The organism is Blastococcus goldschmidtiae (assembly GCF_031845325.1).
GTDB lineage: Bacteria > Actinomycetota > Actinomycetes > Mycobacteriales > Geodermatophilaceae > Blastococcus > Blastococcus goldschmidtiae.
Map to the genome: position 1 here is coordinate 25020 of NZ_JAVREI010000015.1, position 24335 is coordinate 49354.

Sequence of the window (24335 nt, forward strand, 5' to 3'; positions counted from 1 at the left end):
ACAGTGAGGCGCGCCCCGTGTCCGTGAACACCCCCGTCGACCCCTCGCAGTTCGACATCGAGGCGATCGACCTCTCCGACCGCGACTTCTGGGCGGAGCCGCCGGCGGTGCGGCACGCGGTCTTCGACCGGCTGCGCGCCGAGCGCCCCTTCGCGCACTTCGCCGAGCCGGAGATGCCGGGGATGGAGGGGGAGCCCGGGCCCGGCTACATCGCGGTCACCCGGCACGCCGACCTGGACGCCATCAGCTCGCAGCCGCTCGTGTTCTGCTCCGGCAAGGGCGCGGTGTCGATCCAGGACATCCCGGCCGACCTCAACGAGTTCTACGGCTCGATGATCAGCATGGACGACCCGCGGCACGCCCGGATCCGGCGGATCGTGTCCAAGACCTTCACCCCGCGGATGCTCGAGCAGGTCATCGACTCCGTCGTCGGCATCGTCGACGACGTGCTGGCCGAGGCGCGCCGCAAGGCCGAGGCGGGGGACGGGTCCCTCGACGTCGTCGCCGACATCGCCGCCCCCATCCCGCTGCGGATCATCTGCGACATGATGGGCGTCCCCGAGGAGGACCGCGCCGAGGTGCTGGCGGCCTCCAACGTCATCCTCGCCGGTGGTGACCCGGAGCTGACCGACCCGGTCGACCCGCTGGGCGCGCTGATCAACGCCGGCATCACGCTGGCCGGGATCATGGAGCGCCTCGCCGCCGAGCGACTGGCCCGCCCCACCGACGACCTGACGACGGCGCTGGTCACCACCGAGGTCGAGGGCGAGAAGCTGTCCCACCAGGAGATCGCCTCGTTCTTCATCCTGCTGCTGGTGGCCGGCAACGAGACCACCCGCAACGCCATCTCCCAGGGCCTGCTCACGCTGTCGGAGAACCCGGACCAGCGGGCCCGCTGGATGGCCGACTCGTCCCTCGACAAGACCGCCGTCGAGGAGATCGTGCGCTACATCAGCCCGGTCACCTGGATGCGCCGCACCGCCACCCAGGACGGCGAGGTGAACGGCCACGCCTTCAAGGAGGGCGACAAGTTCCTGCTGTTCTACGCCGCGGCCAACCGCGACCCGGAGCTGTTCGCCGACCCGCACGTGTTCGACCTGACCCGCAACCCGAACCCGCACGTCGGCTTCGGCGGCCACGGCCCGCACTTCTGCCTGGGTGCGCACCTGGCCCGGCGGGAGCTGGCGGTCACCTTCCGCCGGCTGTTCGAGATCTGCCCCGACCTGGAGATCACGGGGGAGCCGGCCCGGTTGCGCTCCTCGTTCGTCAACGGCCTCAAGCGGCTGCCGGCGCGGCTGACGGGCGAGCGATGAGCCGGGTGCAGGTGGACCGGGAGCGCTGCGTGGGCTCGGGCGTGTGCGAGTCGCTGGCGCCGGACGTGTTCGAGGTGGACGACGACGGACTGCTGATCGTGCACCGCGAGGAGCCCGGCGACGACCAGTTGGACGACGTCCGGGACGCCGTCCAGCAATGTCCCGTGCGGGCGCTCGCGTTGGAGGAATGATCGAAGCAGCCGGTCGCGGGTAGGGCCCCACCATGGAACCCACGGTCACGAACGCCCCGGACGCCAGCCGCTACGAGATCCGCGACGGCGACCGGCTGCTCGGCCACGCCGACTACCAGCGGGACGGCGACACCTTCGTGTTCACGCACACGGAGGTCGACCCGGACGCCGGGCAGTCCGGTCTCGGCAGCACCCTGGTCCGGTCCGCCCTGGACGACGTGCGCGCCCAGGGCGGGTCGGTCGTCCCGGAGTGCTCGTTCGTCCGCGGCTGGATCGGCAAGCACGACGACTACGCCGACCTGGTCGCGGGCCAGGGGAGCTGAGCCGGCCGGTGGCCGTACGGTCAGCGGGATGATCCTCGAGCACGCACTGCTGACCGTCCGGCCGGGGGAGCAGGAGGCCTTCGAGTCGGCCTTCGGGCAGGCGCGGCGGCTGATCGCCGCCGCGCCCGGGTTCCGGGGGCTGCGACTGTCGCGGTGCCTGGAGCGCGACACCGGCTACCTGCTCCTCGTCGAGTGGGACCGGCTGGAGGACCACACCGACGGTTTCCGCGGCTCGCCGGCCTACCAGGAGTGGAAGGCGCTGCTGCACCACTTCTACGACCCGTTCCCGGTCGTCGAGCACTTCGCGACCGTGCTGACGGCGGACCCGACGTCCTGACTCAGGCGGTCAGCGCGGCCCGGGCCGGGGAGTCGCCGAGCTGCTCGACCAGGCCGTCGAGGGGCAGGCCCAGCGCTTGGGCCAGCGCGGCCACGGTGAAGAAGGTGGGGGTCGGCACGCGTCCGGACTCGATCTTGCGCAGCACCTCGAGGCTCACCCCGGAAGTCGCCGACACCTCGGCCGCCGTCCGATCGCCACGGGCCTGCCGGAGCAGCGCGCCGAGCCGGCGGCCGCGCTCGCGCTCCTCGGGTGTCAGGGGCGGCCGGACCATGGGCGTGATAGTAATACCGGCCTAGCGTCACCGGAAGCACCGAGGAGAGACCCGTGATCGAGCTGCGCACCCCCGGCGAGCTGGATGCCATGCGTGCGGCCGGCGCCGTGGTCGCCGACATGCACGCCGCCGTCCGTGCGCTCGCCGCACCCGGCGTGCGCCTGACCCAGCTGGACGCCGTCGCCCGTGACGTCCTGTCCGACGCGGGCGCGACCTCGCCGTTCCTCGGGTACGCGCCCCTGTCGACCACCCCGCCCTTCCCGGGCGTGCTGTGCCTGTCGGTCAACGACGTCGCACTGCACGGCATCCCGACGCCGGAGGTCCTCGACGACGGCGACCTGCTCAGCGTGGACGCCGGCGCGGTGCTCGACGGCTGGGTGGGCGATGCGGCGATGACCTACCCGATCGGCACGCCCCGGCCCGAGGACCTCGAGCTCGTCGCCACCACCGAGCGGGCGCTGGCCGCGGGCATCGCGGCGGCCGTCGTCGGCAACCGGATCGGTGACATCTCCGCCGCCATCGGCGCCGTCGGCCGGGCCGGTGGCTGCGGCATCAACACCGACCAGGGCGGGCACGGGGTCGGGCGCAGCATGCACGAGCCACCGTCGGTGCCCAACGAGGGCCGTGCCGGTCGCGGCGTGAAGCTGCGGGCCGGACTGGTCATCGCCATCGAGCCGTGGTTCCTGGCCGGCGGCAGCGACGACTACACCGTCGACGCCGACGGCTGGACGCTGCGCAGTGCCGACGGCAGCCGCGCCGCCCACGTGGAGCACACCGTCGCGGTCACCGAGGACGGGCCGCGCATCCTCACCCTTCCCCGCTGAGCTCCCGCTCCAGCTCGAGTTCGTTACCCGCCACGGTCGTGATCCGCGTCCCGGTGGCCCGGAAACCGGACTTCTCGTAGGCGCGCCGCGCCCGGGCGTTGTCCACGTGCACGAAGAGGTGGGCGCGAGGGAGGCCCCGCTCCCGGAACCAGCCGGCGGCCGCGTCGAGCAGCTGCGCCAGGACACCCGCGCCGCGGTGTGCGGGTGCGACGTAGACGGCGACCACATGACCGCCCGGCCGGTCGGTGACCGCACCCTCGAAGGCCACGTCACCGGGCTGCTCGACCAGCGCGAGTGCCGACCCGACCCAGCTCCCGTCGTCGGCGACCGCCACGAACTGGCGCGCGCGAGCACCCTCGCCGGCCTCGACCGAGGAGCTCCGGACCCGGTCCCGCCAGAAGCCGTCGGGCCAGGCGGCGGCCACCTCGTGCGTCTGGAGGAACGCCATCGGTGCCGCCTCGTCGGACAGCGCCTCCAGCCGGAGCGCCTTGACCGCACGCCACTCGTCCCCCCGCACCGGGCGGACCATGTACCCCAGCGCCATGCGCTCAGCCCAGTGCCTGCTCGAGGTCGGCGAGCAGGTCGTCGACGTCCTCGATGCCGACGGAGAGCCGGACCAGATCGCTGGGCACCTCCAGCGGCGAGCCGGCGGCGCTGGCGTGCGTCATCCGGCCCGGGTGCTCGATCAGCGACTCGACGCCGCCCAGCGACTCCGCCAGCGTGAACAGCTCCGTGCGCTCGCACACCCGCAGGGCCGCGTCCTCGCCGTCCCGGAGCCGGAAGGAGACCATCCCGCCGAAGCCCGACATCTGCTTCGCGGCCACCGCGTGACCGGGATGGCCGGGCAGCCCCGGGTAGAGCACCGCCGACACGTCGCTCCGGGCGACGAGGAACTCCGCGACCCGGGCGGCGTTGGCGCAGTGCCGGTCCATCCGGACCCCGAGGGTCTTGAGGCTGCGCAGCACCATCCACGAGTCGAACGGGCCGGCGACCGCACCCATCGCGTTGTGGTTGTAGGCCAGCCGCTCGCCGAGCGTGGTGTGCCGGACCACCAGCGCGCCGCCCACCACGTCGGAGTGCCCGCCCAGGTACTTCGTCGTCGAGTGCACCACCACGTCGGCGCCGAGCGTGAGCGGCCGCTGCAGGTAGGGCGAGGCGAAGGTGTTGTCGACGACGAGCAGCGCGCCGGCCTCGTGCGCGATCGCCGCCGTCGCCTCGATGTCGGTGATGTTCAGCAGCGGGTTGCTGGGCGTCTCGCACCAGACCACCCGCGTGGTGGGGCGGATCGCCGCGCGCAGGGCGCCGGCGTCGTCGAGGTCGACCGGGGTGTGCTCCAGGCCCCACTCCGACAGCACGCGGGAGATCAGCCGGAAGGTGCCGCCGTACGCGTCGCCGCCCAGGACGACGTGGTCGCCCGACCGGCAGAGGGTGCGCAGCAGGGTGTCCTCGGCGGCGAGCCCCGACGCGAACGCCAAGGCTGTCGTGCCCTCCTCCAGCGCGGCCAGCGCGGCGTGCAGGGTGTCGCGGGTCGGGTTGCCGCTGCGGCTGTACTCGTAGCCGCCGCGCAGCCCGCCGACGCCGTCCTGCTTGTACGTCGTCGTCAGGTGCAGCGGGGGGATGACCGCGCCGGTCGCCGGGTCGGGGTCCTGGCCCGCGTGGATGGCGCGGGTGTTGAAACCCTGCTCGTTCTCGCGGCTCATGAGCCGACCGTAGGGGCCAGCCCCGCGATGTGTCCCAGCACGTCCTGGCGGGTGACCACGCCGGCCGGCTTGCCGTCGACGTGCACCAGCAGCGCGTCCGCGCCACCGAGCTGGGCGACCGCCGCGCGGACCGCCTCGCCCGATCCCACGATGGGCAGCGGCGGCGACATGTGCTTCTCGACCCGGTCGGCCAGCGACGCCTTGCCGGCGAACAGCGCGTCCAGCAGCGTCTTCTCGTCGATGGAGCCGACCACCTCGCCGGCGGTGACCGGCGGCTCGGCCCGCACCACGGGCAGCTGGCTGACGCCGTACTCGCGGAGGATGTCGATGGCGTCGCGGACGGTCTCGTTCGGGTGCGTGTGCACCAGGGTCGGGGTGCTGCCGCCCTTGGCCTCGAGCAGCTCGCCGATGGTCTCGCCCCCGGCGGCCTCGAGGAACCCGTAGTCGGCCATCCAGGCGTCGTTGAAGATCTTGTTCAGGTAGCCGCGCCCGCCGTCGGGCAGCAGCACCACGAGGACGTCGTCCTTCGTCAGCCGCCCGGCCACCCGCAGCGCCGCGACCACGGCCATGCCGCACGAGCCGCCGACCAGCAGCCCCTCCTCGCGGGCCAGCCGGCGGGTCATCGCGAACGAGTCGCCGTCGGACACCGCGATGATCTCGTCGGCGACGTCCTGGTCGTAGGTGCTGGGCCAGAAGTCCTCGCCCACGCCCTCCACCAGGTACGGGCGGCCGGTGCCGCCGGAGTAGACCGAGCCCTCCGGGTCGGCGCCGATGACCTGCACCCGCCCGCCGGAGGACTCCTTGAGGTAGCGGCCGACGCCGCTGATGGTGCCGCCGGTGCCCGCACCGGTGACGAAGTGCGTGATCCGGCCCTCGGTCTGCGTCCAGATCTCCGGGCCGGTCGTCTCGTAGTGCGAGCGCGGGTTGTTCGGATTGGAGTACTGGTCGGGCTTCCACGCGCCGGGCGTCTCGCGGCTGAGCCGGTCGGACACCGAGTAGTAGGAGCGGGGGTCGGCCGGGTCCACCGCGGTCGGGCAGACGACCACCTCGGCGCCGTAGGCCCGCAGCACGTTGACCTTCTCCTGCCCGACCTTGTCGGGGCAGACGAAGATGCATTTGTAGCCGCGCTGCTGGGCCACGAGCGCCAGACCGATGCCGGTGTTGCCGCTGGTCGGCTCCACGATGGTGCCGCCGGGCTCCAGCTCGCCGCTGGCCTCTGCGGCGTCCACCATGCGGACCGCGATCCGGTCCTTCACCGAGCCGCCGGGGTTGAGGTACTCGACCTTGGCGAGCACCAGCGGCGCGTCGGGACCCAGGTCCCGGGTGACCGAGGACAGCCGCACCAGCGGGGTGTTGCCGACCAGGTCGATGACGGACTCGGCGTACTGCACGGCAGGCCTCCTCGCGGGCCCCGACCACCAGGACCCGTCGGCCACCATCCCACCAGAGGTGCCCAATCCGGTCACCTGGGACCAGGATGCGGGCATGACGCTTCCAGCACCTACGCGATCCCTCGGCGGCCTGACCGTCTCCGCCCTCGGTCTCGGCTGCATGGGCATGAGCCAGAGCTACGGCACGGCCGACCGCTCGGAGTCCCTCGCCACGATCCACCGCGCCCTCGACCTGGGCGTGACCTTGCTCGACACCTCGGACGTGTACGGCAGCGGGCACAACGAGGAGCTGGTCGGCGAGGCGATCGCCGGGCGCCGCGACGAGGTGCAGCTGGCCACCAAGTTCGCCATCTCGCGCGACGAGCGCGGCCGGATGCGGATCGACGGCCGGCCGGAGAACGTGCGGGCGTGCGCCGAGGCCAGCCTGCGGCGGCTCGGCGTCGACGTCATCGACCTCTACTACCAGCACCGGGTCGACGCCAAGGTGCCCATCGAGGACACCGTCGGCGCCATGGCCGAGCTCGTGCAGGAGGGCAAGGTCCGCCACCTCGGGCTGTCGGAGGCCAGCGCCGCCTCGATCCGGCGCGCGGTCGCCGTGCACCCGATCGCGGCGCTGCAGAGCGAGTGGTCGCTGTGGACCCGCGACCTGGAGGGCGGTGGGGCGGGTGGCGAGTCAGTGCTCGGGGTCGCCCGCGAGCACGGGATCGGCATCGTGCCGTTCAGCCCGCTGGGCCGCGGCTTCCTCACCGGCGCCATCACCAGCCCCGACGACTTCGACGACGACGACTTCCGCAAGAACCAGCCCCGCTTCCAGGGCGAGGCGTTCCAGGCCAACCTGCTGCTGGTCGAGGCGGTCCGCGAGTTGGCCACCGAGAAGGGCGTCTCGCCCGGTCAGCTCGCACTGGCCTGGGTGATGGCCCAGGGCGAGGACGTCGTCCCCATCCCGGGCACGAAGCGGCGCAGCTACCTGGAGGAGAACGCCGGCGCGACGGCGGTGCAGCTGACCGCCGACGACCTGGCCCGCCTCGACGCGATCGCGCCCCCCGGGGCGGCCGAGGGCAGCCGGTACCCCGACAGCGGCTACACCTACGGCGACAGCCCGGAGCGCGCCGCGTGAGTGCCGCGCCCGCCGCGCCGGTCACGAGCCGGGTGCCCGGCCGGGACGGCGTCGAGGTGGCGGTGCACCGCTGGGGTTCGCCGGGGGACCGGCCACCGGTGGTGCTCCAGCACGGGTTCGCCGCCGACAGCCTGCGCAACTGGCGGGACAGCGGTGTCGTGGCGGCGCTGCTGGCCGAGGGCCGCGAGGTGGCAGCCGTCGACGCCCGCGGGCACGGCGCCTCCGACAAGCCGCACGACCCGGCGCGTTACGGCGAGAGGGCCATGGCCGGCGACCTCGCGTCGGTCGCCGACGCCCTCGGGCTGGAGCAGTTCGACCTCGCCGGCTACTCGATGGGCGGGATCGTCTCCCTGGTGCTGGCCGGCACCGACCGGCGGGTGCGCCGGCTGGTGGTCGGCGGCATCGGGGCCGGCGTCGTGGAGCGGGGCGGCCTGGACACGAGGGCCGTTCGCACCACGGCCCTCGCGGCCGCGCTCGAGACCGACGACCCGGCGTCGATCCCCGACCCGATGGCTGCGGCCTTCCGCACCTTCGCCGACAGCACCGGTGCCGACCGGCTGGCGCTGGCCGCGCACGTCCGCGCGGTCAACGCGGAGCCGCTGCCGCTGGGGAAGATCGCGGCCCCGACGCTGGTGGTCGCCGGCGACGCCGATCCGCTCGCCGCCCGGCCCCAGGTGCTCGCCGACGCGATCCCCGGCGCCCGCCTGGTGACGGTGCCCGGCGACCACCTGGGCGCGGTGTCCACGCCGGTCTTCGTCGGCGCGCTGGTCGGCTTCCTGGGGGACGACGGGGGCGCGTGACCGGCGGGGTGTTCCTCGGCGCCGACCTCGGCACCAGCGGGCTCAAGGTGGTGGCCCTCGACGACGCCGGCGCCGTGGTGGCCCAGGCGGAGCGGGAGTACGCCTACGACCGGCCGGCACCCGGCCGGGCGGAGATCGACGTGCGCGTGTGGCGGACGGCGTTCGACGCCGCGGTCGGCGAGCTGGGAGCTGCGCTGGACGGACGGCCCGTCCGGGCGCTGGGACTCTCCGGGCAGATGCACGGCGCCGTGCTGGTCGACGCCGCGGGTCGGCCCGTCCGGCCGGCGCTGCTGTGGCCCGACGGCCGTGCCGCCGGCGAGCTGGTGCGCTGGCGGCGGCTGCCGGACGCCGACCGCGCCGCCCTCGCCAACCCGCTCGTCGCGGGCATGACCGGGCCGATGCTGGCCTGGCTCGCTGCCCACGAACCGGACGCCGTCGCCCGCGCGGCGGCGGTCCTGCTGCCCAAGGACGCGCTCCGGGCCGCGCTCGTCCCCGGCGGTCCGCCGGTGACCGATCGCAGCGACGCGTCGGCCACCCTGTTGTGGGACGTCGTCGCCGACGGCTGGTCACCGGCGGCCACCGCGGCGGCAGGCGTGCCGGCCGGGCTCCTGCCGGGCGTGCGTCCGGCCGGCGAGGTCGTCGGGACGACGTCGGTGGGCGGCGCCGAGGTGCCGGTGGTGGTCGGCGGCGCGGACACGCCGCTGGCGCTGCTCGCGGCCGGCACGACCAGGGGGCTGCAGGTCAACCTCGGCACCGGCGCCCAGGTGCTGCGTCCGGGGTGGGCGCCGCGGCCGGTCACCGACCCGGCCACGCACGGCTACGCCGACGTCTCGGGGAGCTGGTATGCGATGGCGGCGCTGCGGAACGGCGGCTCGGCGTGGGCGTGGGTCCGGGCGGTCCTCGGGCTGGGCTGGGCGGAGCTGGTCGATGTCGCTTCGGGTGCCGGGCCCGGTGCCGGCGGTGTGCTGTTCCGGCCGTTCCTGACCGGCGAGCGCGGCGGGGTCGCCGGACCGGACGACCGCGGGAGCTGGACCGGCCTGCACGGCGGCACGACCCGCGCGGACCTGGCTCGGTCGGCGGTCGAGGGGGTGGCGTTCGCGATCGCGGCGGCGGCGGAATCCCTCGGGGGTGCGGGCGGGGGAGACCCCGTGGTGCTCACCGGAGGCGGCGTCCGGTCGCCCCTGGTGCAGCAGGTGCTGGCCGACGTCCTCGGCCGTCCCGTCCGGCACCTGCGGCTGCGCAGCGCGTCGGCGATCGGTGCGGCCGTGCTGGCCGCCCGGGGCGTGGGTGTCGACCTCGTCCCCGAGCGGAGGCACGGGCCGGTGGTGGAGCCCCGGGCCGACCCCCGGCTGACCGACGCCGCCCGGCGGTGGACCGGCTCGCCCTGACCCGGGGCCGGCCCGCGGCCCCGTGGCTCAGTCGCTGGCGGGGCGGAGGTGCCGCAGCGCGGCGTCGTGCAGCGCGCCGTTGGTCGCCAGCGCGCTGCCGCCCGCGGGCCCGGGGGTGCCGGCCAGGTCGGTGAACCGGCCGCCGGCCTCGCGCACGATGACGTCGAGCGCGGCGAGGTCCCACAGCGACACCTCCGGCTCGCAGGCGATGTCGACCGCGCCCTCGGCCAGCAGCACGTAGCTCCAGAAGTCCCCGTACGCGCGGGTGCGCCACACCGAGCGGGTGAGGTCCAGGAAGCCGTCGAGGGCGTTGCGCTCCTCCCAGCCGGACAGGCTCGAGTACGACAGGCTCGCGTCGCCGAGCTCGCGCACCCCGGAGACGGTGCAGCGGACGGCGTTCTCCAGCCGGCGCCCGGTCCACGCGCCGACGTCCTTGGCCGCCCACCAGCGGCGGTTCAGCGCGGGGGCCGAGACCAGGCCGACGACGGCCTCGTCGCCGTCCATGAGCGCGATGAGCGTCGCCCACACCGGTACGCCGCGGACGAAGTTCTTCGTCCCGTCGATCGGGTCGAGCACCCACTTGCGCGAGCCGTGCCCGGTGGTGCCGAACTCCTCGCCCATGACGGCGTCACGGGTGCGGGCCCGGCTCAGCGTGATCCGCAGCTGCTCCTCGACGGCCCGGTCGGCGTCGGTCACCGGGGTCAGGTCGGGCTTGGTCTCGACCTGCAGGTCCTGCGCCTTGAACCGCTCCATGCTGATCGAGTCGGCCTGGTCGGCCAGCACGTGTGCCAGCCGCATGTCCTCTGAGAAGCCCCGACCCGACGTCATGGGCACCCAACCTAGTCGGGCTCAGTCGAAGACCGCGGAACTGACGCCGCTGGGTCCCTCGTACTCGCGGTCCTCGATGCCGCGCAGGGCCTCGAGCACGGCGTCGTCGCCGCCGTGCTGCTCGGCGTGGGTGACGATGTCGTCCTTGCTCGCCGGGTAGTCGATGCCGGACAGGGCCTTCTGGATGTCGATGGGGCTCACCATGGCTCCGGGCTACCCGCAGCCGCTCGCGTCGATGCGCCGATACCGTCGGGGAATGGACGCCGCGACGATCGCCGGGCTGCTCGCCGACCCGGCCCGGCTGAAGGTCGTCGCCGCTCTGGCGCTGGGCGCCGGCACCCTCGAGGAGGTCGCAGCGGCGGCCGGGCTGCCGCTCAAGGACGTCGCGCTCGCCGCCCGGAGACTGGCTCGCGCGGGGCTGGTGACCCGCGACCGGCACGCCCTCGCGCTGCGCGCCGAGCTGTTCGGGGCCGCCGCGCGTGCCGCCGCGGAGGCGGCGCCGCCGCCGGAACCGCTGTCGGCGGACCCCGCGCAGGACGCCGTCCTGTCCGCATTCGTGCGCGACGGCCGGCTGACGTCCATCCCCGCGCACCGGAGCAAGCGACTGGTGGTGCTCGACCACCTGGTCCGCGTCTTCGAGCCCGGCGTCCGCTATCCCGAGCGGGAGGTCAACGCGCTGCTGGCCGTCTGGCACCCCGACGTCGCGGCCCTGCGCCGCTATCTCGTCGACGAGGGGCTCCTGTCCCGCGAGGCAGGCGTCTACTGGCGCAGCGGCGGCTACGTCGAGGTGTGAGTCGGTGCATCGACGAGTCGACAGGTCGCCGAATCGCCTCGACGACCCGGGCCCACGTCTCCACACTGCTCCCGTGCCCACTCCCTCGGCCGACTCCTTCGCCGCTCTCGCGCGTTCCTCGCCGTGGCGGTGGTCGATGCTGCGCTTCTCGGTGTCCTGGTCCGGTGAGAGGTGGGGGACCGGTGCGGTGCGGGCCTGGCTGAGCCGGCCCGACCGGCTGCGGGTCGAGGATCTGGACGGCGCGCTGCTGCAGGTGGTGCGGGACGCTCCGGACGGCGATCGCGCGGTGCCGGTGCTGCGACCCGACGGGCTCGTCGCGTCCCGGCCCGCGCCGTGGGCGTCCGGCACCGACGCCCCGATGTACCGGAACTATCACTGGGTGGCGATGCTGGACCCGGCTGAGCTCGCCGACGGGATCGATCCCGACACCGACCTCCCGGTGCCCGGCGTCGGCTTCGGGTCGGTCGCCGAGGTCGAGCACGGCGGACGCCCGGCCTGGGAGGTCGTCGCCCGCCCGACCCCCGCCTACGAACCGCGCTGCGGGTGCTGCGCGCTGCTGCGGTCCCGCGCGGTCGACGTCGTCGAGTACCGGGACCATCCCGAGCACGTCCTTCCCGCCTATCCCGACGCTTACCGGGTGCGGCTGGACGTGCAGACCGGGGTCTGCGTGCTGACCGAGGAGCTCGGCGGGCTCGCCCCCGGCAAGGGCCACGACGTGCGGATCGAGGCGGTCGACGAGGCGATGGACGACGCGCTGTTCGTCCGCCCACGGCGAAAGTGACGCGATGGAGCGGCCATCCTTCAGGGGCCCGCGCCGAGCGTGCGAGGCGTGGGGGGAAGGGTGGTCCTTCTAGTAGCCGGGGCCGACCTGGCCGACCGCGCCGAGCAGCACGCGGAGCGCGGCCAGTTGCTCCTGCCGCTCCGGCGGGCCGGCCGCCGCCCACGGGTCCAGCGCGCAGTCGGGGTCCTCGGCGGTGTGCCCGCAGCCGGGCGGGCAGTCGGCCGCGACCTCGGCCATCTCCGCGAACGCGGAGAGGACGTCGGCAGCGGTGACGTGCGCCAGCCCGAACGAGCGGATGCCCGGGGTGTCGATGACCGTGCCCCCACCGGGCAGGTCGAAGAGCACGGCCGACGACGACGTGTGCCGACCCTTGCCGATCTTGCTGACGTCGCCGGTGGCCCGCAGCGCGTCAGGCACGAGCCGGTTGACCAGGGTCGACTTGCCGACCCCGGACTGCCCGACGAACACGCTCATCCGGTCGCGGATGCGGCTCAGCAGCTCGTCCAGCGGCAGCTCGCGGGACATCGGCACGGCCTCGAGGCGCAGTCCGGCGTACCGGTCGAGCAGCGGCTGCGCGGAGGCCAGGTCGGTCTTGGTCAGGCACAGCAGCGGTTCCAGCCCACCGGCGTACGCGGCGACCAGGCAGCGGTCCAGGAACCCCAGCGCGGGCTCCGGATCGGTGACCGAGGTGACGATGACCAGCAGGTCGGCGTTGGCCACGACCACCCGCTCGGTGGGATCGGTGTCGTCGGCGGTCCGGCGCAGCGACGTCGTCCGCTCCTGGATCGTCACGATCCGCGCCAGGCTGTCGGTGCGGCCGCTGGTGTCGCCGACCACTCGCACGCGGTCGCCGACGACGACGCCGTGCTTGCCCAGCTCCCGGGCGCGCATGGTCGTCACGTCCACCGGGCCCTCGGGCCCCTCCACCCGCACCGTCATCCGCCCGCGGTCGACGGCGATCACGAGCCCGGGGACGGCGTCGTCGTGTGCGGGCCGGATGCGGGTGCGCGGGCGGGAGCCCCGTCGCCCGGGCCGGACGCGGACATCGTCCTCGTCCATCCGCCGGGCGTCGCGCTGGTGGGCGCTCAGCGGGGCGCTCCGACCGGCTCGCCGAGCAGCCCGGCCCACCGCTCGCGGAAGTCCGGCAGCGTCTTGGTGACCGCCCCGGGGTCGGCCACCTCGACGCCGTCGATCGCCAGTCCCAGGACGGCGGCGGCCATGACCATGCGGTGGTCGGCGTAGGAGTCCAGGCGTGCCGGCCGGCGTGGGCCAGGCTCGATCTCCAGCCCGTCGGGCAGTTGCCGGACGTGCGCCCCGACGGCGCTCAGCACCTCGTCGAGCGCCTGCAGCCGGTCGGTCTCGTGCCCGCGCATGTGCGTGATGCCGGTGAACCGGGAGGGGCCGTCGGCCAGCGCGGCGAGTGCGGCGAGTACGGGGACGAGTTCGGTGACCTCGCCGAGATCGGCGGTCAGCGGCCGGATCGACCCCGTGCCCGTCGCCTGCAGCCCCTCGGCGGTACCCGTCACCTCGGCGCCCATCGTCGCCAGCAACCCGACCAGCTGGGCGCCGGCCTGGGTGGTCGCCTCCGGCCAGTCGCGCACGGTGACCCGGCCACCGGTCACCAGCGCGGCAGCGAGGAAAGGTGCGGCGTTGGAGAGATCAGGCTCCACCACGACATCGCGGGCGGCGACCGGTCCGGGGAAGACCCGCCAGCCCCCGTCGGTCGCGGCGACCTGGACACCGTGCTCGCGCAGCGACGCGACGGTCATCTCGACGTGCGGCATCGACGGGACGGCACCGATCAGGGAGAGGTCGATCCCTTCGTCGAACAGGGACGCCGCGAGCAGCAGACCCGACACGATCTGGGACGAGGCGCTGGCATCGACCTCCACCGCGCCGCCCCGGACCCGGCCGGTGCCGTGGACGGTGAACGGCGCCCGGCCGCGCCCACCGTCGTCGATCTGCACACCCGCGGCCCGCAGTCCGTTCAGGAGTCCGGCGTTGGGGCGCTCCCGCAGCCGCTGGTCCCCGTCGACCGTCACCGGGCCGACGGCCAGGGCGGCGACGGGAGGCAGGAAGCGCAGCACCGTGCCCGACAGCCCGGCGTCGACGGCCGAGGGACCGCGCAGGGGCTGCGGGGTCACCAGCCAGTCCGCACCGTCGTCCTCGACGCGAGTGCCCAGGGACCGCAGCCCGGCCGCCATCAACTCGCTGTCCCGAGCGCGTAGCGGGCGCACCAGACGGCTGGGCCCATCGGCGATCGAGGCCAGGACGAGCTCTCTGGCGGTGATCGACTTGGACCCCGGCAGCGACACGACGGCGTCGACCGGAGCGGGATGGTGCGGCGCGGACCAGACGTCACTCACGTGATCAGTCTGCCCGTCCGCGCCGCACCAGCGTGCACCTGCTCAGCCGGCCTGCGGCTTCTCGGTCTTCTTGACCGGGACCGTGCGCAGCAGCCGCCGGTTGGCGAACTCGAACATCGCCAGCTCGGAGAGCTCGCGGCCGTAGCCCGACCGCTTGATGCCACCGAAGGGCAGCTCCGGCGAGGAACCGGTGGGCTGGTTGATCCAGACCATGCCGGCCTCGAGCCGCTCGGCCACCGACCGCGCGTGGTCGAGGTCGCTGCCCATGACGGTGGCGCCCAGGCCGAAGTCGCTGTCGTTGGCCAGTGCGATCGCCTCGTCGGCGTCCTTCACCTTGTAGACGACGGCCGCCGGACCGAACAGCTCCTCGCGGTAGGCGCGCATCTCCGGGGTCACGTCGGTGAGGATCGTGGCTGCCACGAACGCCCCGGCGTGCTCCGGCCGCTGGCCACCGGCCACCACGGTGGCGCCCTTGTCGATGGCGTCCTGGATCTGGGCCTGCAGGTCCTGCGCCGCCTTCTCGCTCGACAGCGGCGCCAGCGACGTCGCCGGGTCGGCCGGGTCGCCGGGAGCGAAGATGCCGAACGCCTGCTTCAGGCCCTCGACGAAGGGCTCGAAGGCGTCCTCGGTCACGATCAGCCGCTTGGACGCCGTGCAGGCCTGTCCGGTGTTCCCCATGCGCCCGGCGGTGGCCGCCTTGACGGTCGCCTCCAGGTTCTCCCCGTCGAGGACGATGAACGGGTCGCTGCCGCCGAGCTCCAGCACCGACTTCTTGAGGTGCTTGCCGGCGAGCGCGGCGACCGAGGAGCCGGCCCGCTCGCTGCCGGTCAGGGTGACGCCCTGGATGCGGGGATCGGCGATGACCTGCTCGACGTCCTCGATGCGCAGGAAGGTGTTGGTGAAGACGCCCGCCGGGGCGCCGGCGTCGGTGAACAGCTGCTCGATCGCGACGGCGCACTGCGGGTTGATCTCCGAGTGCTTGAGGATGACCGTGTTGCCCAGCACCAGGTTCGGGCCGACCACGCGGACGACCTGGTAGAAGGGGAAGTTCCACGGCTCGATGGCCAGCAGGACGCCGACCGGCTTGGTCTCGATGACCGCCTCGCCGCCGCCCATCATCGGCTCGATGGACGTGGGCTCGAGGAACTTCGGGCCGTTGCCGGCGTAGTACTTCAGGATCATCGAGCAGAGGAAGAGCTCGCCGACGGCCTCGTCGCGGCGCTTGCCCATCTCCTTGGTGATGAGGGCGGCGTAGTCCATGATCCGCTCGTCGAGCAGCTCGGCGGCCTTCTGGACCACGGCCGCGCGCTCCTCGACGGAGCGGTCCCGCCACTCCTGGTAGGCGGTGTGCGCCTTCCCGATGATGCCGTCGATCTCCGACGTCTCGGTGAAGGGGAACTCCTTCTCCGTCTCCCCGGTGAACGGGTTGACGGTCGCGTAGCGCCGTTCGGCGCTGTCGCTGGCGGTCGTGGGGGCGTTCTGCGTAGCGGTCACGCGGTGATCCTCGTCTCTGGGGGGCTGTTCCGCCTAGGCCTACCCCACGAGTGCCCGGCTGTCACGGGCGGCCGGGTGTCAGCGCACGCACCTAGAGTGCGAACGGTCAGCCGTTCGGCGCCCAGGAGGCCACCCATGTGCGGTCGTTACGCCGCCAGCCGCAAGCCCGAGGACCTGGCGCTGGAGTTCGAGGCCGTGCCGGCGGGGGGACAGCCGCCGGTGCCGGCCGACTTCAACGTCGCGCCGACCAAGGACGTGCACGCGGTGCGCTGGAAGAAGGAGCGCGACGCGGAGGGCGCGCTGACCGGCGGCGGACACCGGGAGCTCCGGGCGGTGCGCTGGGGGCTGGTGCCCTCGTGGGCCAAGGACGCCGCCATCGGCAACCGGATGATCAACGCCCGCGTCGAGTCGCTGACCGAGAAGCCGGCCTTCCGCACCGCGGCGCGCACCCGTCGCTGCCTGGTACCGGCCGACGGGTGGTACGAGTGGGCGAAGCGGCTGGACAGCCCGGGCAAGCAGCCGTACTTCATCACCCCGCAGGACGGCTCGGTGCTCGCGCTCGCGGGGCTCTGGGAGGTGTGGGGCCGCGGTGAGGACCGCCTCTACACCTGCACCGTGGTCACGTCCCCCGCCACCGGTGCGCTGCAGGAGATCCACGACCGCATGCCGCTGGTCCTGCCGCGCGACCGGTGGGCGGCCTGGCTGGACCCGGCCCGGGAGGACGTCGAGGAGCTGGCCGGGCCCACGCCGCCGGAGCTCGTCGAGACCCTCGAGCTGCGGCCGGTGAGCACCGCGGTGAACAACGTGGCCCACAACGGCCGGCAGCTGACCGAGCGGGCCGAGACGGTGGCGGAACCGGCCGATCAGCCGGCGCTGTTCTGACGTGAGCCGCACCGAGTCGACGACCGGCGCGACCACCGAGGGCACAGGGGCGAGCGCGCCGCTGCCCGGCTGGGTCGCCGCCACCGTCACCTTCCTCAGCTCCGGGGCCGTCCTGGTCATGGAGATCGTGGGCCTGCGGCTCATCGCGCCCTACGTCGGCGTCACGCTGCAGACCAGCACCGCCGTCATCGGGTTCGCCCTCGCCGCCATCGCGCTCGGGGCGTGGACGGGCGGCGCCGTCGCCGACCGCGTCGATCCCCGCAGGCTGATCGCCCCGCTGATGGTGGCCGGCGGCGCGCTGGTCATCGCCGTCCTCCCGCTCGTGCGCTTCGCGGGCTCCGTCGTGAGCGGAGCGGACGCGGGCGCGGTGCTGCTGCTGGCCGCGGTCGCCGTCGTGGTGCCGGCCGCGCTGCTCTCGGCCGTTCCGCCCATGGTGGTCAAGCTGCAGCTGTCGAACCTGGACGAGACCGGCGCGGTGGTCGGCCGGCTGTCCGGGATCGGCACGCTGGGTGCGATTGCGGCCACCTTCGTCACCGGGTTCCTGCTGATCGCCGTCCTCCCGAGCAGCGTGATCCTGGTCGGCACCGGAGTGGTCACGGTCGCCGCCGGTCTGGCTCTGGGCGTGCTGCTGCGCCGGGGAGCGGCCGGTGCGCAGGGGCGGGTGCCGGTGGGGCTGGTGCTCCTCGCGGTGGTCGGAGCGCTGCTGGCCGCGGTCGCGCCGACCCCGTGCGAGGAGGAGACGGCCTACCACTGCGCACGGGTGGTCGCGGACCCCGAGCGGGAGTCCGGCCGGGTGCTGATGCTCGACACGCTCCGGCACTCCTACGTCGACCTCGACGACCCCACCCACCTCGAGTTCGACTACGTGCGGGCCATCGCCGCGGTCACCGACGCCTCCTTCCCGGCGGGGGAGCCGGTCTCCGCCCTGCACATCGGGGGCGGCGGGCTGACGCTGCCGCGCTACCTGGCGGAGGTCCGGCCCGGCACCGTGAGCCGGGTGGTCGAGGTGGATCCCGGTGTGGTGGCCATCGACCGCGAGCAGCTGGGCCTGGAGACCTCCGACGCGCTGCGTGTCGACGTGGCCGACGGCCGGGTGGGGCTGGCCGAGGAGCCGGCGGGGGAGCGGGACCTCGTCGTCGGGGACGCCTTCGGTGGTCTCTCCGTCCCGTGGCAGCTCACCACCGTCGAAGCCCTGGAGCTGGTCGACCGGTCGCTGACCGCCGGAGGGGTCTACGCCGTCAACCTCATCGACCACCCGCCGCTGGACTTCGTGCGGGCGGAGCTCGCCACGCTGCGCGAGGTGTTCGACCACGTGGCGCTGCTGGCGCGGGTGCCGGTGCTCACGGGTGAGGACGGGGGCAACGTCATCGCGGTCGCCTCCCAGCGGCCGCTGGACACCGAGGGGATCGCCGCCGCGCTGCTCGACCACGACCTCGCCTGGCGGGTCGCCGAGGGCGCGGACCTGGACGCCTTCGTCGGCGACGCCCCGGTGCTCACCGACGACCACGCCCCGGTCGACCAGCTGCTCACCCCGTACGGCCGGCCGTGACGGGCGTCGTCAGCGCGCAACCGCGGCGGTCCGGGCGCCGGTGAGCCGGATCAGCTGGTCCGGCGGCAGCTCCACCTGCAGCCCGCGCCGGCCGGCGCTGACCAGCACCGTGGGGAAGTCCAGCGCCGACCCGTCGACGACGGTGGGCAGCCGCGTGCGCTGGCCGAACGGGCTGATCCCGCCCCGCACGTAGCCCGTCGCCCGCTCGGCGTCGGAGGCCTCGGCCATCACCGCCTTGCGGCCTCCCGTGGCCGCGGCCAGCGCCTTGAGGTCGAGCTCCCCGCTCACCGGGACGACGGCCACCGTCATCGCCCCGTCCACCCGGGCGACCAGCGTCTTGAACAACCGCCGGGGGTCGACGCCGAGTGCGGCCGCGGCGGCCTCGCCGTACCCGGCACCGGCCACGGCGGGACCTGGGTCGTAGGGGCGGAGCGCGTGCGGCACGGACGCCTGCTCCAGGGCCCGGATCGCCGGGGTCGCTGCCACGGACGGAGCCTAGGACGCCCGGCGCAGCGGGAATCGGCGTGCACCCCGTCCCGTTGCACCGGCCGTGAGCAGCACCGTCTCCAGCACCCGCCCGCGGGTCGCGCGCCGGCGGCCCCCGGGCCGTCCGGATGCCGCGCGGCTAGGATCGATCGACGTGGCGCCCCGGATCAGGGGTGCCCAGAGAGGACGGTCGGTGCCCGAGGAGCCCACGATCGAGAACCCCGGTCAGCTGCCCGGTGCCCCGGTGGACGTTCCCGAGGCGCGCGAGGGCGGTAGCCGCACGGAGGTCGCCGAGACCCGTGCCGAGCGGGACGCCCGCTTCGAGCGCGACGCCCTGCCCTTCCTCGACCAGCTCTACCCGGCCGCACTGCGGATGACCCGCAACCCGGCCGACGCCGAGGACCTGGTCCAGGAGACGTTCGTCAAGGCGTACTCGGCCTTCCACCAGTTCGCCGAGGGCACCAACCTCAAGGCGTGGCTGTACCGGATCCTGACCAACACCTACATCAACAGCTACCGCAAGAAGCAGCGGCAGCCGCAGCAGTACCCGACCGACGAGATCCAGGACTGGCAGCTCTACGCCGCCGAGGAGCACAGCTCCAGCGGGCTGCGCTCGGCGGAGATCGAGGCGCTGGACCACCTGCCGGACTCCGACATCAAGGAAGCCCTGCAGCAGCTGCCCGAGGACTTCCGGCTGGCGGTGTACCTGGCCGACGTCGAGGGCTTCGCCTACAAGGAGATCGCCGAGATCATGGGCACGCCCATCGGCACGGTGATGTCCCGGCTGCACCGCGGCCGCCGCGGCCTGCAGAAGCTGCTGGCCGATTACGCCCGGGAGCGCGGTTTCGTCCGCGCCGGAGCCGGTGAGGAGGCGAGCTCCTGATGGCCGACGATGCCCCTGGGGTTGACGAGCCGATCGAGATCAACTCCTGCGACGACGTCCTGACCCACGTGTTCGAGTTCCTCGACCACGAGACCAGCGACGCACGCCGGGGCGTGATCGCCGAGCACCTCGAGGACTGTTCGTCGTGCCTGCGCGAGTTCGGCATCGAGCAGGAGTTCAAGGCGCTGGTCCGGCGCCGCTGCGGTGGCGACAAGCCGCCGCCGTCGCTGCGCGAGCGGATCAAGATGCAGCTGACCAGCGTCTCCTTCGAGGAGGACGGCACGCAGGTCACCGTCGAGCGGATCACGGTCGAGCGCTCCGGCGACCAGCCCCGGTAGAACGGCGAAGGCCCCGTTCCCGCAGCAGCGGGGACGGGGCCTTCGTGCGTTCGCAGCCCTCGACGAGAGCGCGTGCTCAAGCGTTGGGGCGCTTGCCGTGGTTGGCGCCGCTCTTCTTGCGAGCGCGACGCTTGCGTCCTCGCTTGGACATCGCTGCCCTCCTTCCTCTGCCGGTGGGCCGTCGTGACCCGGTGGTTCGCGGACCCGGCCGACGGCGCACGTATCGTGCGCGGCGACGCAGGACCCGCCAAGCTGACAGCGCCAGCCTCTCACGGGGCAGCGGCGGGCATGCGCGGGTGGGGGAACGCAGGAGGAGCCGTGGCACAGGTGGGTATCGAGAGCGTGCTCGTGGCCGGGCGCGGGCCCGCCGCCTGCGGCGTGATCGCCTCGTGTTCGCGGCTGGGTGTGAAGGCCGTGGCCGTGCACTCCGAGACCGAGCGCTCGGCGCGGCACGTGCGGATGGCCGACGAGGCCGTCCTGCTCGGCCCGGCGCCGGCAGCCGAGTCCTACCTCGCCGTCGACCGCATCGTCGAGGCCGCGCGCCGCAGCGGCGTCTCGGCGGTGCTGCCGGTCCCGCCCGCGCTGGCCGGCAACGTGCGGCTGGCCGCCGCCGTCCGCAAGGCCGGCCTGCTGTGGGTCGGCCCGGACGCGGACGTGCTCGAGCGGCTCGGGGGCGACGGCGTCGAACCGGCCAGCGAGCGCGGGCTGCTGGCCTGGGTGACCGACGACGGGCTGCACTTCCCCACACCGGTCGTGCGCGACCGTGCCGCCGGCATCGCGCGGGTCTCCTGGACCCCCGACGTCCCGGCGCCGGTACCCGCCGCTGCCGGCCGCCTCGCGGAGGTGGGCTGGCGCGGCCTGGTGACGGTGGGCATCGCGCCCGACGGCGAACTGGCCGAGGTGGCCGCCGGCTTCTCCTTGGACATCGCCGTCCTCGAGCGCGCGCACGGAGTGGATGCCGTGGAACTGGCCCTGCACAGCGCGGCGCCTCCGCGAGGCGACGCCGCCGCCCCCACCTCGGCGCCGTGGCGCGCGGCCGTGGCCGTGCAGCTGCGTGCCACGCTCCCGCCGGGGGAGGCGGGGCGGATCACCGGTCGGCTGCCCGGCACCGGGCGTCCCCAGCCGCGGCCCGAGGGGAGCGTCGACCTGGTCGCCGTGGGCGGGTACGAGCCGGGCGATCGGCTGGACGCCTGGTACGACGCGCTGCTGGCCACGGTCAGCGCCGGCGCCGGCGCCGCCGACACCGCCTCGGCCGCGCGCGCCGCGAGCCAGGTCCTGTCCGGGCTGGCGGAGGTCGGGGTGCCGCACGACGGCGCGGAGGTCTGCGGCGTGCTGCGACGGCTCGCCGACTCCGCCGCCGTGCCGGGGGCCTGAGCCCGGGCGCCGTGCCAGGATGACGGCAGGCGCCGTGATCTCGGCGCCGCGGTGCGCGAAGGGGGTCCGGTGGCGGTCGAGGAGATCCACGCCGAGATGGTCTCCAGCGTGTGGAAGGTGCTGGTGACGCCCGGCGCGCAGGTCGCCGCCGGGGACACCCTGGTCATCCTCGAGTCGATGAAGATGGAGATCCCCGTCCTCACCGAACTGGCCGGCGTCGTCCAGGCGCTGCACGTCGTCGAGGGGGAGGTGCTCCAGGAGGGCGACCTCATCGCGACCGTCGTCGACGGCTGACGGCCCCGTCCAGAGGCTCACCCGAGCGTGCGAGGGGTGAGGAGGACGGGGTCCTTCCTCAGAGGTCGAGCGTGTAGACGAGCAGGTCGATGCCGGGGACCGGTGACCAGTCCCGCTCCGGCAGCCGCGTGAAGCCCAGCCGCTCGTAGAGCCGGTGCGCCGCGGTCATCGCCGTGCTGGTGGACAGCACCATGCGCCGCTTGCCGGCTGCGCGCGCACGCCGCAGGCACTCGGTCATCAGCAACGCCCCGATGCCCTGGCCCTGCGCAGCCGGGTCGACGACCAGCATGCGCACCGCGGCCTCGTCGTCGGACTGCGCGACCTCGCCGAAGTCGCCGTCGAGGACGAGGGCCACGCTGCCGACCAGCCGGTCGGCCGCATCGCGGACGACGAGCAGCTCGGCCAGTCCGGCCCGCCGCGCCACGTCGGCCAGCTCCACGCCGTAGTCGGGGCCGGCCAGTCCGCCGCCGACGTAGATCGAGACGGTCAGCTCGGCGATGGCCGCGTGGTCCGCGGCGGTGGCGCGCTCGATCCGGACGGCGGGCGGGGCGGGGACGTCGACCACGTGATCAGCCTATGCGGCCCCGTCCCGGGCCCCTGCCCGAGCGGGCGAGGGCTGGGGAGGACGGGGTCCTTCTAGGCTCGGTCGCACCATGAACAGCCTCTCCGAGCGCCTCACCCGTGGATCGGCCTCCGGGCCCGCCCAGATCGACCACTGCCGCCGCCTGGTCGCCGACTGGCAGCTGCTGGCCGACCTGTCCTTCGCCGACCTGACGCTGTGGGTGCCGCTGGCCGAGGGGGCGTGGTGGTGCGTCGCCCAGGTGCGCCCGCTGACCGCCCCGACCAGCCGCCCCGAGGACCTGGTCGGGGTCGAGGTCGCGGGTGCCGGCGCCCAGCCCTTCCAGGCCGCCTACCGGGAGGGGCGCCCCGTGACCGACGGCGTTCCCGACCGGTCCGGGGCCGCACCCCGCCGCCGCGAGGTGATCCCGGTCCGCCACGATCGCGTGGTCGTGGCGGTGCTCGCCCGGGACACCAACCTGGCCGTGACCCGTGCCCCGTCCACGCTGGAGCTCACCTACCTCGACATCGCGGCCGACCTCTGCCTCATGGTCTCGGCGGGGACCTTCCCGCCGGAGAAGCTGCAGGACGCCGAGATGAGCCCGCGGGTGGGTGACGGGCTGCTCCGGCTCGACGGCCAGGGCCGCGCCGTCTACGCCAGCCCGAACGCCCTGTCGGCCTATCGGCGGATCGGGGTGGCCGGCGACGTCGTCGGCTGCGACCTGGCCGAGGTGACCCGGTCGGCAGCGCGCGAGCGCGTGGCCGGGGAGGAGGTCGGCGCAGGCATCGCGGCCGCCGTCGCGGGGCGGTTCCCCGACCCGATGGACGTCGAGGCAGCCGCCGCCACGATGTTCGTGCGGGCTCTGCCCCTGCGCGCTCCCGGCGCCGAGCCCGGCGCGCTGGTGCTGGTCCGGGACGTGACCGACGTGCGCCGCCGTGATCGGGCGCTGCTGAGCAAGGACGCGACGATCCGCGAGATCCACCACCGCGTGAAGAACAACCTGCAGACGGTCGCTGCGCTGCTGCGGCTGCAGGCCCGGCGCATGACCGAGCCTGCCGCGCGTGCCGCCCTGGAGGAGTCGGTGCGCCGGGTCGCCTCCATCGCGGTGGTGCACGAGACGCTGGCCGGCAGCCGGGAGGACGTCGTCGACGTCGACCAGGTGCTCGACCAGGTGATGCCGATGCTGGGTGACCTCACGTCCGTGGGCCCGGCCGCGCGCACCCGGCGCACGGGCTCGTTCGGCGAGCTGCCGGCGGCTGCGGCGACGCCGCTCGTCCTCGCCGTCACCGAGCTGCTGCACAACGCCGCGGAGCACGCCTTCCCCGAGGGTGAGCCCGGGGTCATCGAACTGGTAGCCGAGCGGACCGGTGACGACCTGGTCGTGCGGGTCCGCGACGACGGCCAGGGGCTGCCGGAGGAGTTCGACCCTGCCGCCGGTCAGGGCCTGGGGCTGCAGATCGTGCGGACGCTCGTGGTCAGCGAGCTGGGCGGCACCCTGGACATGGGGCTGCCGCCGGGGGAACGCGGCACCGAGGTCGTGCTCACGCTGCCGGGAGCGGGCCTGCCCCGGCGTTGAGGGGAGGACAGCAAGCGCCCGCTCCCTGCGGGAGCGGGCGCTGTGCGATGAGGTCTATCGGCCCCGCTGCAGGGCCCGCGATGAGCGTGCGAAGCGTGGGGGGCAGCGGGGTCCTTCGTCAGGCGGTGCGGACCCGGGTGCGAGCCTGGCGACGCTTGAGGGCGCGCCGCTCGTCCTCGGACAGCCCGCCCCAGACGCCGGAGTCCTGACCCGAGCTGAGGGCCCAGTCCAGGCACGACTGCACCACGGGACAGCGCTGGCACACGGCCTTGGCCTGGTCGATCTGGACGACTGCGGGGCCGGCTGTCCCGATCGGGAAGAACAGCTCGGGGTCTTCGTCCCGGCAGAGCGCGCGGTGGCGCCAGTCCATGGCTGTGTTCTCCTCGGTGTCGTCTACGGCTGCTACGTCAGTCGCTGAACCCGGTCCGGCGTGCCGGACCGACGCGGCCGGGCGGACACCGGAAGTCCCAGCGCCTT

General features: G+C 74.2%; 30 protein-coding genes. 17 read left to right on the forward strand and 13 right to left on the reverse strand.

The window, feature by feature from the left end; all coding sequences use genetic code 11:
* The first annotated feature begins 17 nt into the window (after positions 1–17).
* Genes RM425_RS17330 through RM425_RS17345 form a run of 4 tightly spaced genes read left to right on the forward strand, consistent with a single transcriptional unit; the run spans position 18 to position 2164 of the window.
* Positions 18–1313 carry a cytochrome P450 gene (locus RM425_RS17330; protein ID WP_311346467.1) on the forward strand — a complete coding sequence of 432 codons (1296 nt, stop codon included), beginning with the start codon at positions 18–20 and terminating at the stop codon, positions 1311–1313.
* On the forward strand, positions 1310–1504 hold the full coding sequence (locus RM425_RS17335; RefSeq protein ID WP_311346468.1) for a ferredoxin: 195 nt from the start codon (positions 1310–1312) through the stop codon (positions 1502–1504). The genes RM425_RS17330 and RM425_RS17335 overlap by 4 nt, the downstream gene beginning before the upstream one ends.
* 32 nt (positions 1505–1536) lie before the next feature.
* A complete protein-coding gene (locus RM425_RS17340; protein WP_311346469.1) occupies positions 1537–1827 on the forward strand; it encodes a GNAT family N-acetyltransferase in 291 nt (96 codons plus the stop codon).
* Positions 1828–1855: 28 nt separating this feature from the next.
* Positions 1856–2164, forward strand: a complete 309-nt coding sequence (locus RM425_RS17345; RefSeq protein WP_311346470.1) for an antibiotic biosynthesis monooxygenase family protein — start codon at positions 1856–1858, stop codon at positions 2162–2164.
* A gap of 1 nt (position 2165) precedes the next feature.
* On the opposite strand, the gene RM425_RS17350 is transcribed toward RM425_RS17345, so the two are convergent.
* On the reverse strand, positions 2166–2435 hold the full coding sequence (locus tag RM425_RS17350; RefSeq protein WP_311346471.1) for a helix-turn-helix domain-containing protein: 270 nt from the start codon (positions 2433–2435) through the stop codon (positions 2166–2168).
* 53 nt (positions 2436–2488) lie between these two features.
* Here RM425_RS17350 and map point away from each other — a divergent pair, with 53 nt between their 5' ends.
* On the forward strand, positions 2489–3259 hold the full coding sequence (map, locus tag RM425_RS17355) for a type I methionyl aminopeptidase (RefSeq protein ID WP_311346472.1): 771 nt from the start codon (positions 2489–2491) through the stop codon (positions 3257–3259).
* Here the strand turns inward: map and RM425_RS17360 are convergent.
* The 3 genes from RM425_RS17360 to RM425_RS17370 are packed head-to-tail and all read right to left on the reverse strand — an operon-like array spanning position 3243 to position 6350.
* On the reverse strand, positions 3243–3803 hold the full coding sequence (locus RM425_RS17360) for a GNAT family N-acetyltransferase (protein ID WP_311346473.1): 561 nt from the start codon (positions 3801–3803) through the stop codon (positions 3243–3245). The two genes, map and RM425_RS17360, sit on opposite strands and share 17 nt — an antisense overlap.
* 4 nt (positions 3804–3807) lie before the next feature.
* On the reverse strand, positions 3808–4959 hold the full coding sequence (locus tag RM425_RS17365) for a cystathionine gamma-synthase (protein WP_311346474.1): 1152 nt from the start codon (positions 4957–4959) through the stop codon (positions 3808–3810).
* Positions 4956–6350, reverse strand: a complete 1395-nt coding sequence (locus RM425_RS17370; protein ID WP_311346475.1) for a cystathionine beta-synthase — start codon at positions 6348–6350, stop codon at positions 4956–4958. Before RM425_RS17370 ends, RM425_RS17365 begins: the two co-directional genes overlap by 4 nt.
* Positions 6351–6444: 94 nt before the next feature.
* Between RM425_RS17370 and RM425_RS17375 the strand changes: the two genes are divergently transcribed.
* Genes RM425_RS17375 through RM425_RS17385 form a run of 3 tightly spaced genes read left to right on the forward strand, consistent with a single transcriptional unit; the run spans position 6445 to position 9655 of the window.
* A complete protein-coding gene (locus RM425_RS17375; protein ID WP_311346476.1) occupies positions 6445–7467 on the forward strand; it encodes an aldo/keto reductase in 1023 nt (340 codons plus the stop codon).
* Positions 7464–8267 (forward strand): alpha/beta fold hydrolase, encoded by an 804-nt coding sequence (locus RM425_RS17380; protein WP_311346477.1) that lies wholly within the window; start codon positions 7464–7466, stop codon positions 8265–8267. Before RM425_RS17375 ends, RM425_RS17380 begins: the two co-directional genes overlap by 4 nt.
* A complete protein-coding gene (locus RM425_RS17385; protein WP_311346478.1) occupies positions 8264–9655 on the forward strand; it encodes an FGGY family carbohydrate kinase in 1392 nt (463 codons plus the stop codon). Before RM425_RS17380 ends, RM425_RS17385 begins: the two co-directional genes overlap by 4 nt.
* Before the next feature lie 27 nt (positions 9656–9682).
* On the opposite strand, the gene hisN is transcribed toward RM425_RS17385, so the two are convergent.
* Together hisN and RM425_RS17395 are read right to left on the reverse strand one after the other, a co-directional pair.
* Entirely contained in the window at positions 9683–10483 is an 801-nt protein-coding gene (gene hisN / locus RM425_RS17390) for a histidinol-phosphatase (RefSeq protein WP_311346479.1), read from the reverse strand.
* A gap of 21 nt (positions 10484–10504) precedes the next feature.
* Positions 10505–10687 (reverse strand): DUF2795 domain-containing protein, encoded by a 183-nt coding sequence (locus tag RM425_RS17395; RefSeq protein WP_311346480.1) that lies wholly within the window; start codon positions 10685–10687, stop codon positions 10505–10507.
* Between the two features lie 52 nt (positions 10688–10739).
* On the opposite strand from RM425_RS17395, the gene RM425_RS17400 reads away from it, so the two are divergent.
* Complete coding sequence (locus tag RM425_RS17400) at positions 10740–11276, forward strand: DUF2087 domain-containing protein (protein ID WP_311346481.1); 537 nt, start codon at positions 10740–10742, stop codon at positions 11274–11276.
* 73 nt (positions 11277–11349) lie between these two features.
* Complete coding sequence (locus RM425_RS17405) at positions 11350–12057, forward strand: hypothetical protein (RefSeq protein WP_311346482.1); 708 nt, start codon at positions 11350–11352, stop codon at positions 12055–12057.
* A 69-nt stretch (positions 12058–12126) separates the two neighbouring features.
* Here the strand turns inward: RM425_RS17405 and rsgA are convergent, their stop codons facing one another.
* From rsgA to RM425_RS17420, 3 genes are read right to left on the reverse strand one after another with little or no spacing between them, the layout of a single operon-like run.
* Positions 12127–13116 carry a ribosome small subunit-dependent GTPase A gene (gene rsgA, locus RM425_RS17410; RefSeq protein WP_311346483.1) on the reverse strand — a complete coding sequence of 330 codons (990 nt, stop codon included), beginning with the start codon at positions 13114–13116 and terminating at the stop codon, positions 12127–12129.
* 26 nt (positions 13117–13142) lie between these two features.
* The gene (gene aroA, locus RM425_RS17415) at positions 13143–14423 is read right to left on the reverse strand and encodes a 3-phosphoshikimate 1-carboxyvinyltransferase (protein ID WP_311346484.1); all 1281 of its coding nucleotides are present in this window, start codon (positions 14421–14423) and stop codon (positions 13143–13145) included.
* Positions 14424–14465: 42 nt separating this feature from the next.
* Positions 14466–15917, reverse strand: coding sequence for an NAD-dependent succinate-semialdehyde dehydrogenase (locus RM425_RS17420; protein ID WP_311346485.1), 1452 nt, complete (start codon positions 15915–15917; stop codon positions 14466–14468).
* Positions 15918–16052: 135 nt separating this feature from the next.
* Here RM425_RS17420 and RM425_RS17425 point away from each other — a divergent pair, with 135 nt between their 5' ends.
* The gene (locus tag RM425_RS17425; RefSeq protein ID WP_311346486.1) at positions 16053–16799 is read left to right on the forward strand and encodes an SOS response-associated peptidase; all 747 of its coding nucleotides are present in this window, start codon (positions 16053–16055) and stop codon (positions 16797–16799) included.
* A 1-nt stretch (position 16800) separates the two neighbouring features.
* Positions 16801–18348: a fused MFS/spermidine synthase gene (locus RM425_RS17430; RefSeq protein WP_311346487.1), complete on the forward strand. Its 1548-nt coding sequence runs from the start codon at positions 16801–16803 to the stop codon at positions 18346–18348.
* A gap of 9 nt (positions 18349–18357) precedes the next feature.
* Here RM425_RS17430 and ybaK read toward each other — a convergent pair whose 3' ends face one another.
* Positions 18358–18834 carry a Cys-tRNA(Pro) deacylase gene (ybaK, locus tag RM425_RS17435; RefSeq protein WP_311346488.1) on the reverse strand — a complete coding sequence of 159 codons (477 nt, stop codon included), beginning with the start codon at positions 18832–18834 and terminating at the stop codon, positions 18358–18360.
* A 193-nt stretch (positions 18835–19027) separates the two neighbouring features.
* Between ybaK and RM425_RS17440 the strand changes: the two genes are divergently transcribed.
* Together RM425_RS17440 and rsrA are read left to right on the forward strand one after the other, a co-directional pair.
* On the forward strand, positions 19028–19717 hold the full coding sequence (locus RM425_RS17440) for a sigma-70 family RNA polymerase sigma factor (protein ID WP_311346489.1): 690 nt from the start codon (positions 19028–19030) through the stop codon (positions 19715–19717).
* Complete coding sequence (rsrA, locus tag RM425_RS17445; protein WP_311346490.1) at positions 19717–20055, forward strand: mycothiol system anti-sigma-R factor; 339 nt, start codon at positions 19717–19719, stop codon at positions 20053–20055. The genes RM425_RS17440 and rsrA overlap by 1 nt, the downstream gene beginning before the upstream one ends.
* Positions 20056–20131: 76 nt before the next feature.
* On the opposite strand, the gene RM425_RS21720 is transcribed toward rsrA, so the two are convergent.
* The gene (locus tag RM425_RS21720; RefSeq protein WP_014742531.1) at positions 20132–20206 is read right to left on the reverse strand and encodes a 50S ribosomal protein bL37; all 75 of its coding nucleotides are present in this window, start codon (positions 20204–20206) and stop codon (positions 20132–20134) included.
* 167 nt (positions 20207–20373) lie between these two features.
* On the opposite strand from RM425_RS21720, the gene RM425_RS17450 reads away from it, so the two are divergent.
* Both RM425_RS17450 and RM425_RS17455 read left to right on the forward strand, forming a co-directional pair.
* Entirely contained in the window at positions 20374–21429 is a 1056-nt protein-coding gene (locus RM425_RS17450) for a biotin carboxylase N-terminal domain-containing protein (RefSeq protein ID WP_311346491.1), read from the forward strand.
* A 69-nt stretch (positions 21430–21498) separates the two neighbouring features.
* Complete coding sequence (locus RM425_RS17455) at positions 21499–21723, forward strand: biotin/lipoyl-binding carrier protein (protein ID WP_311346492.1); 225 nt, start codon at positions 21499–21501, stop codon at positions 21721–21723.
* A gap of 58 nt (positions 21724–21781) precedes the next feature.
* Here RM425_RS17455 and RM425_RS17460 read toward each other — a convergent pair whose 3' ends face one another.
* Complete coding sequence (locus tag RM425_RS17460) at positions 21782–22288, reverse strand: GNAT family N-acetyltransferase (RefSeq protein ID WP_311346493.1); 507 nt, start codon at positions 22286–22288, stop codon at positions 21782–21784.
* Between the two features lie 88 nt (positions 22289–22376).
* Between RM425_RS17460 and RM425_RS17465 the strand changes: the two genes are divergently transcribed.
* Positions 22377–23858 carry a sensor histidine kinase gene (locus tag RM425_RS17465; RefSeq protein WP_311346494.1) on the forward strand — a complete coding sequence of 494 codons (1482 nt, stop codon included), beginning with the start codon at positions 22377–22379 and terminating at the stop codon, positions 23856–23858.
* A 118-nt stretch (positions 23859–23976) separates the two neighbouring features.
* On the opposite strand, the gene RM425_RS17470 is transcribed toward RM425_RS17465, so the two are convergent.
* Positions 23977–24228, reverse strand: coding sequence for a WhiB family transcriptional regulator (locus RM425_RS17470; protein ID WP_091980873.1), 252 nt, complete (start codon positions 24226–24228; stop codon positions 23977–23979).
* Positions 24229–24335: the final 107 nt, after the last annotated feature.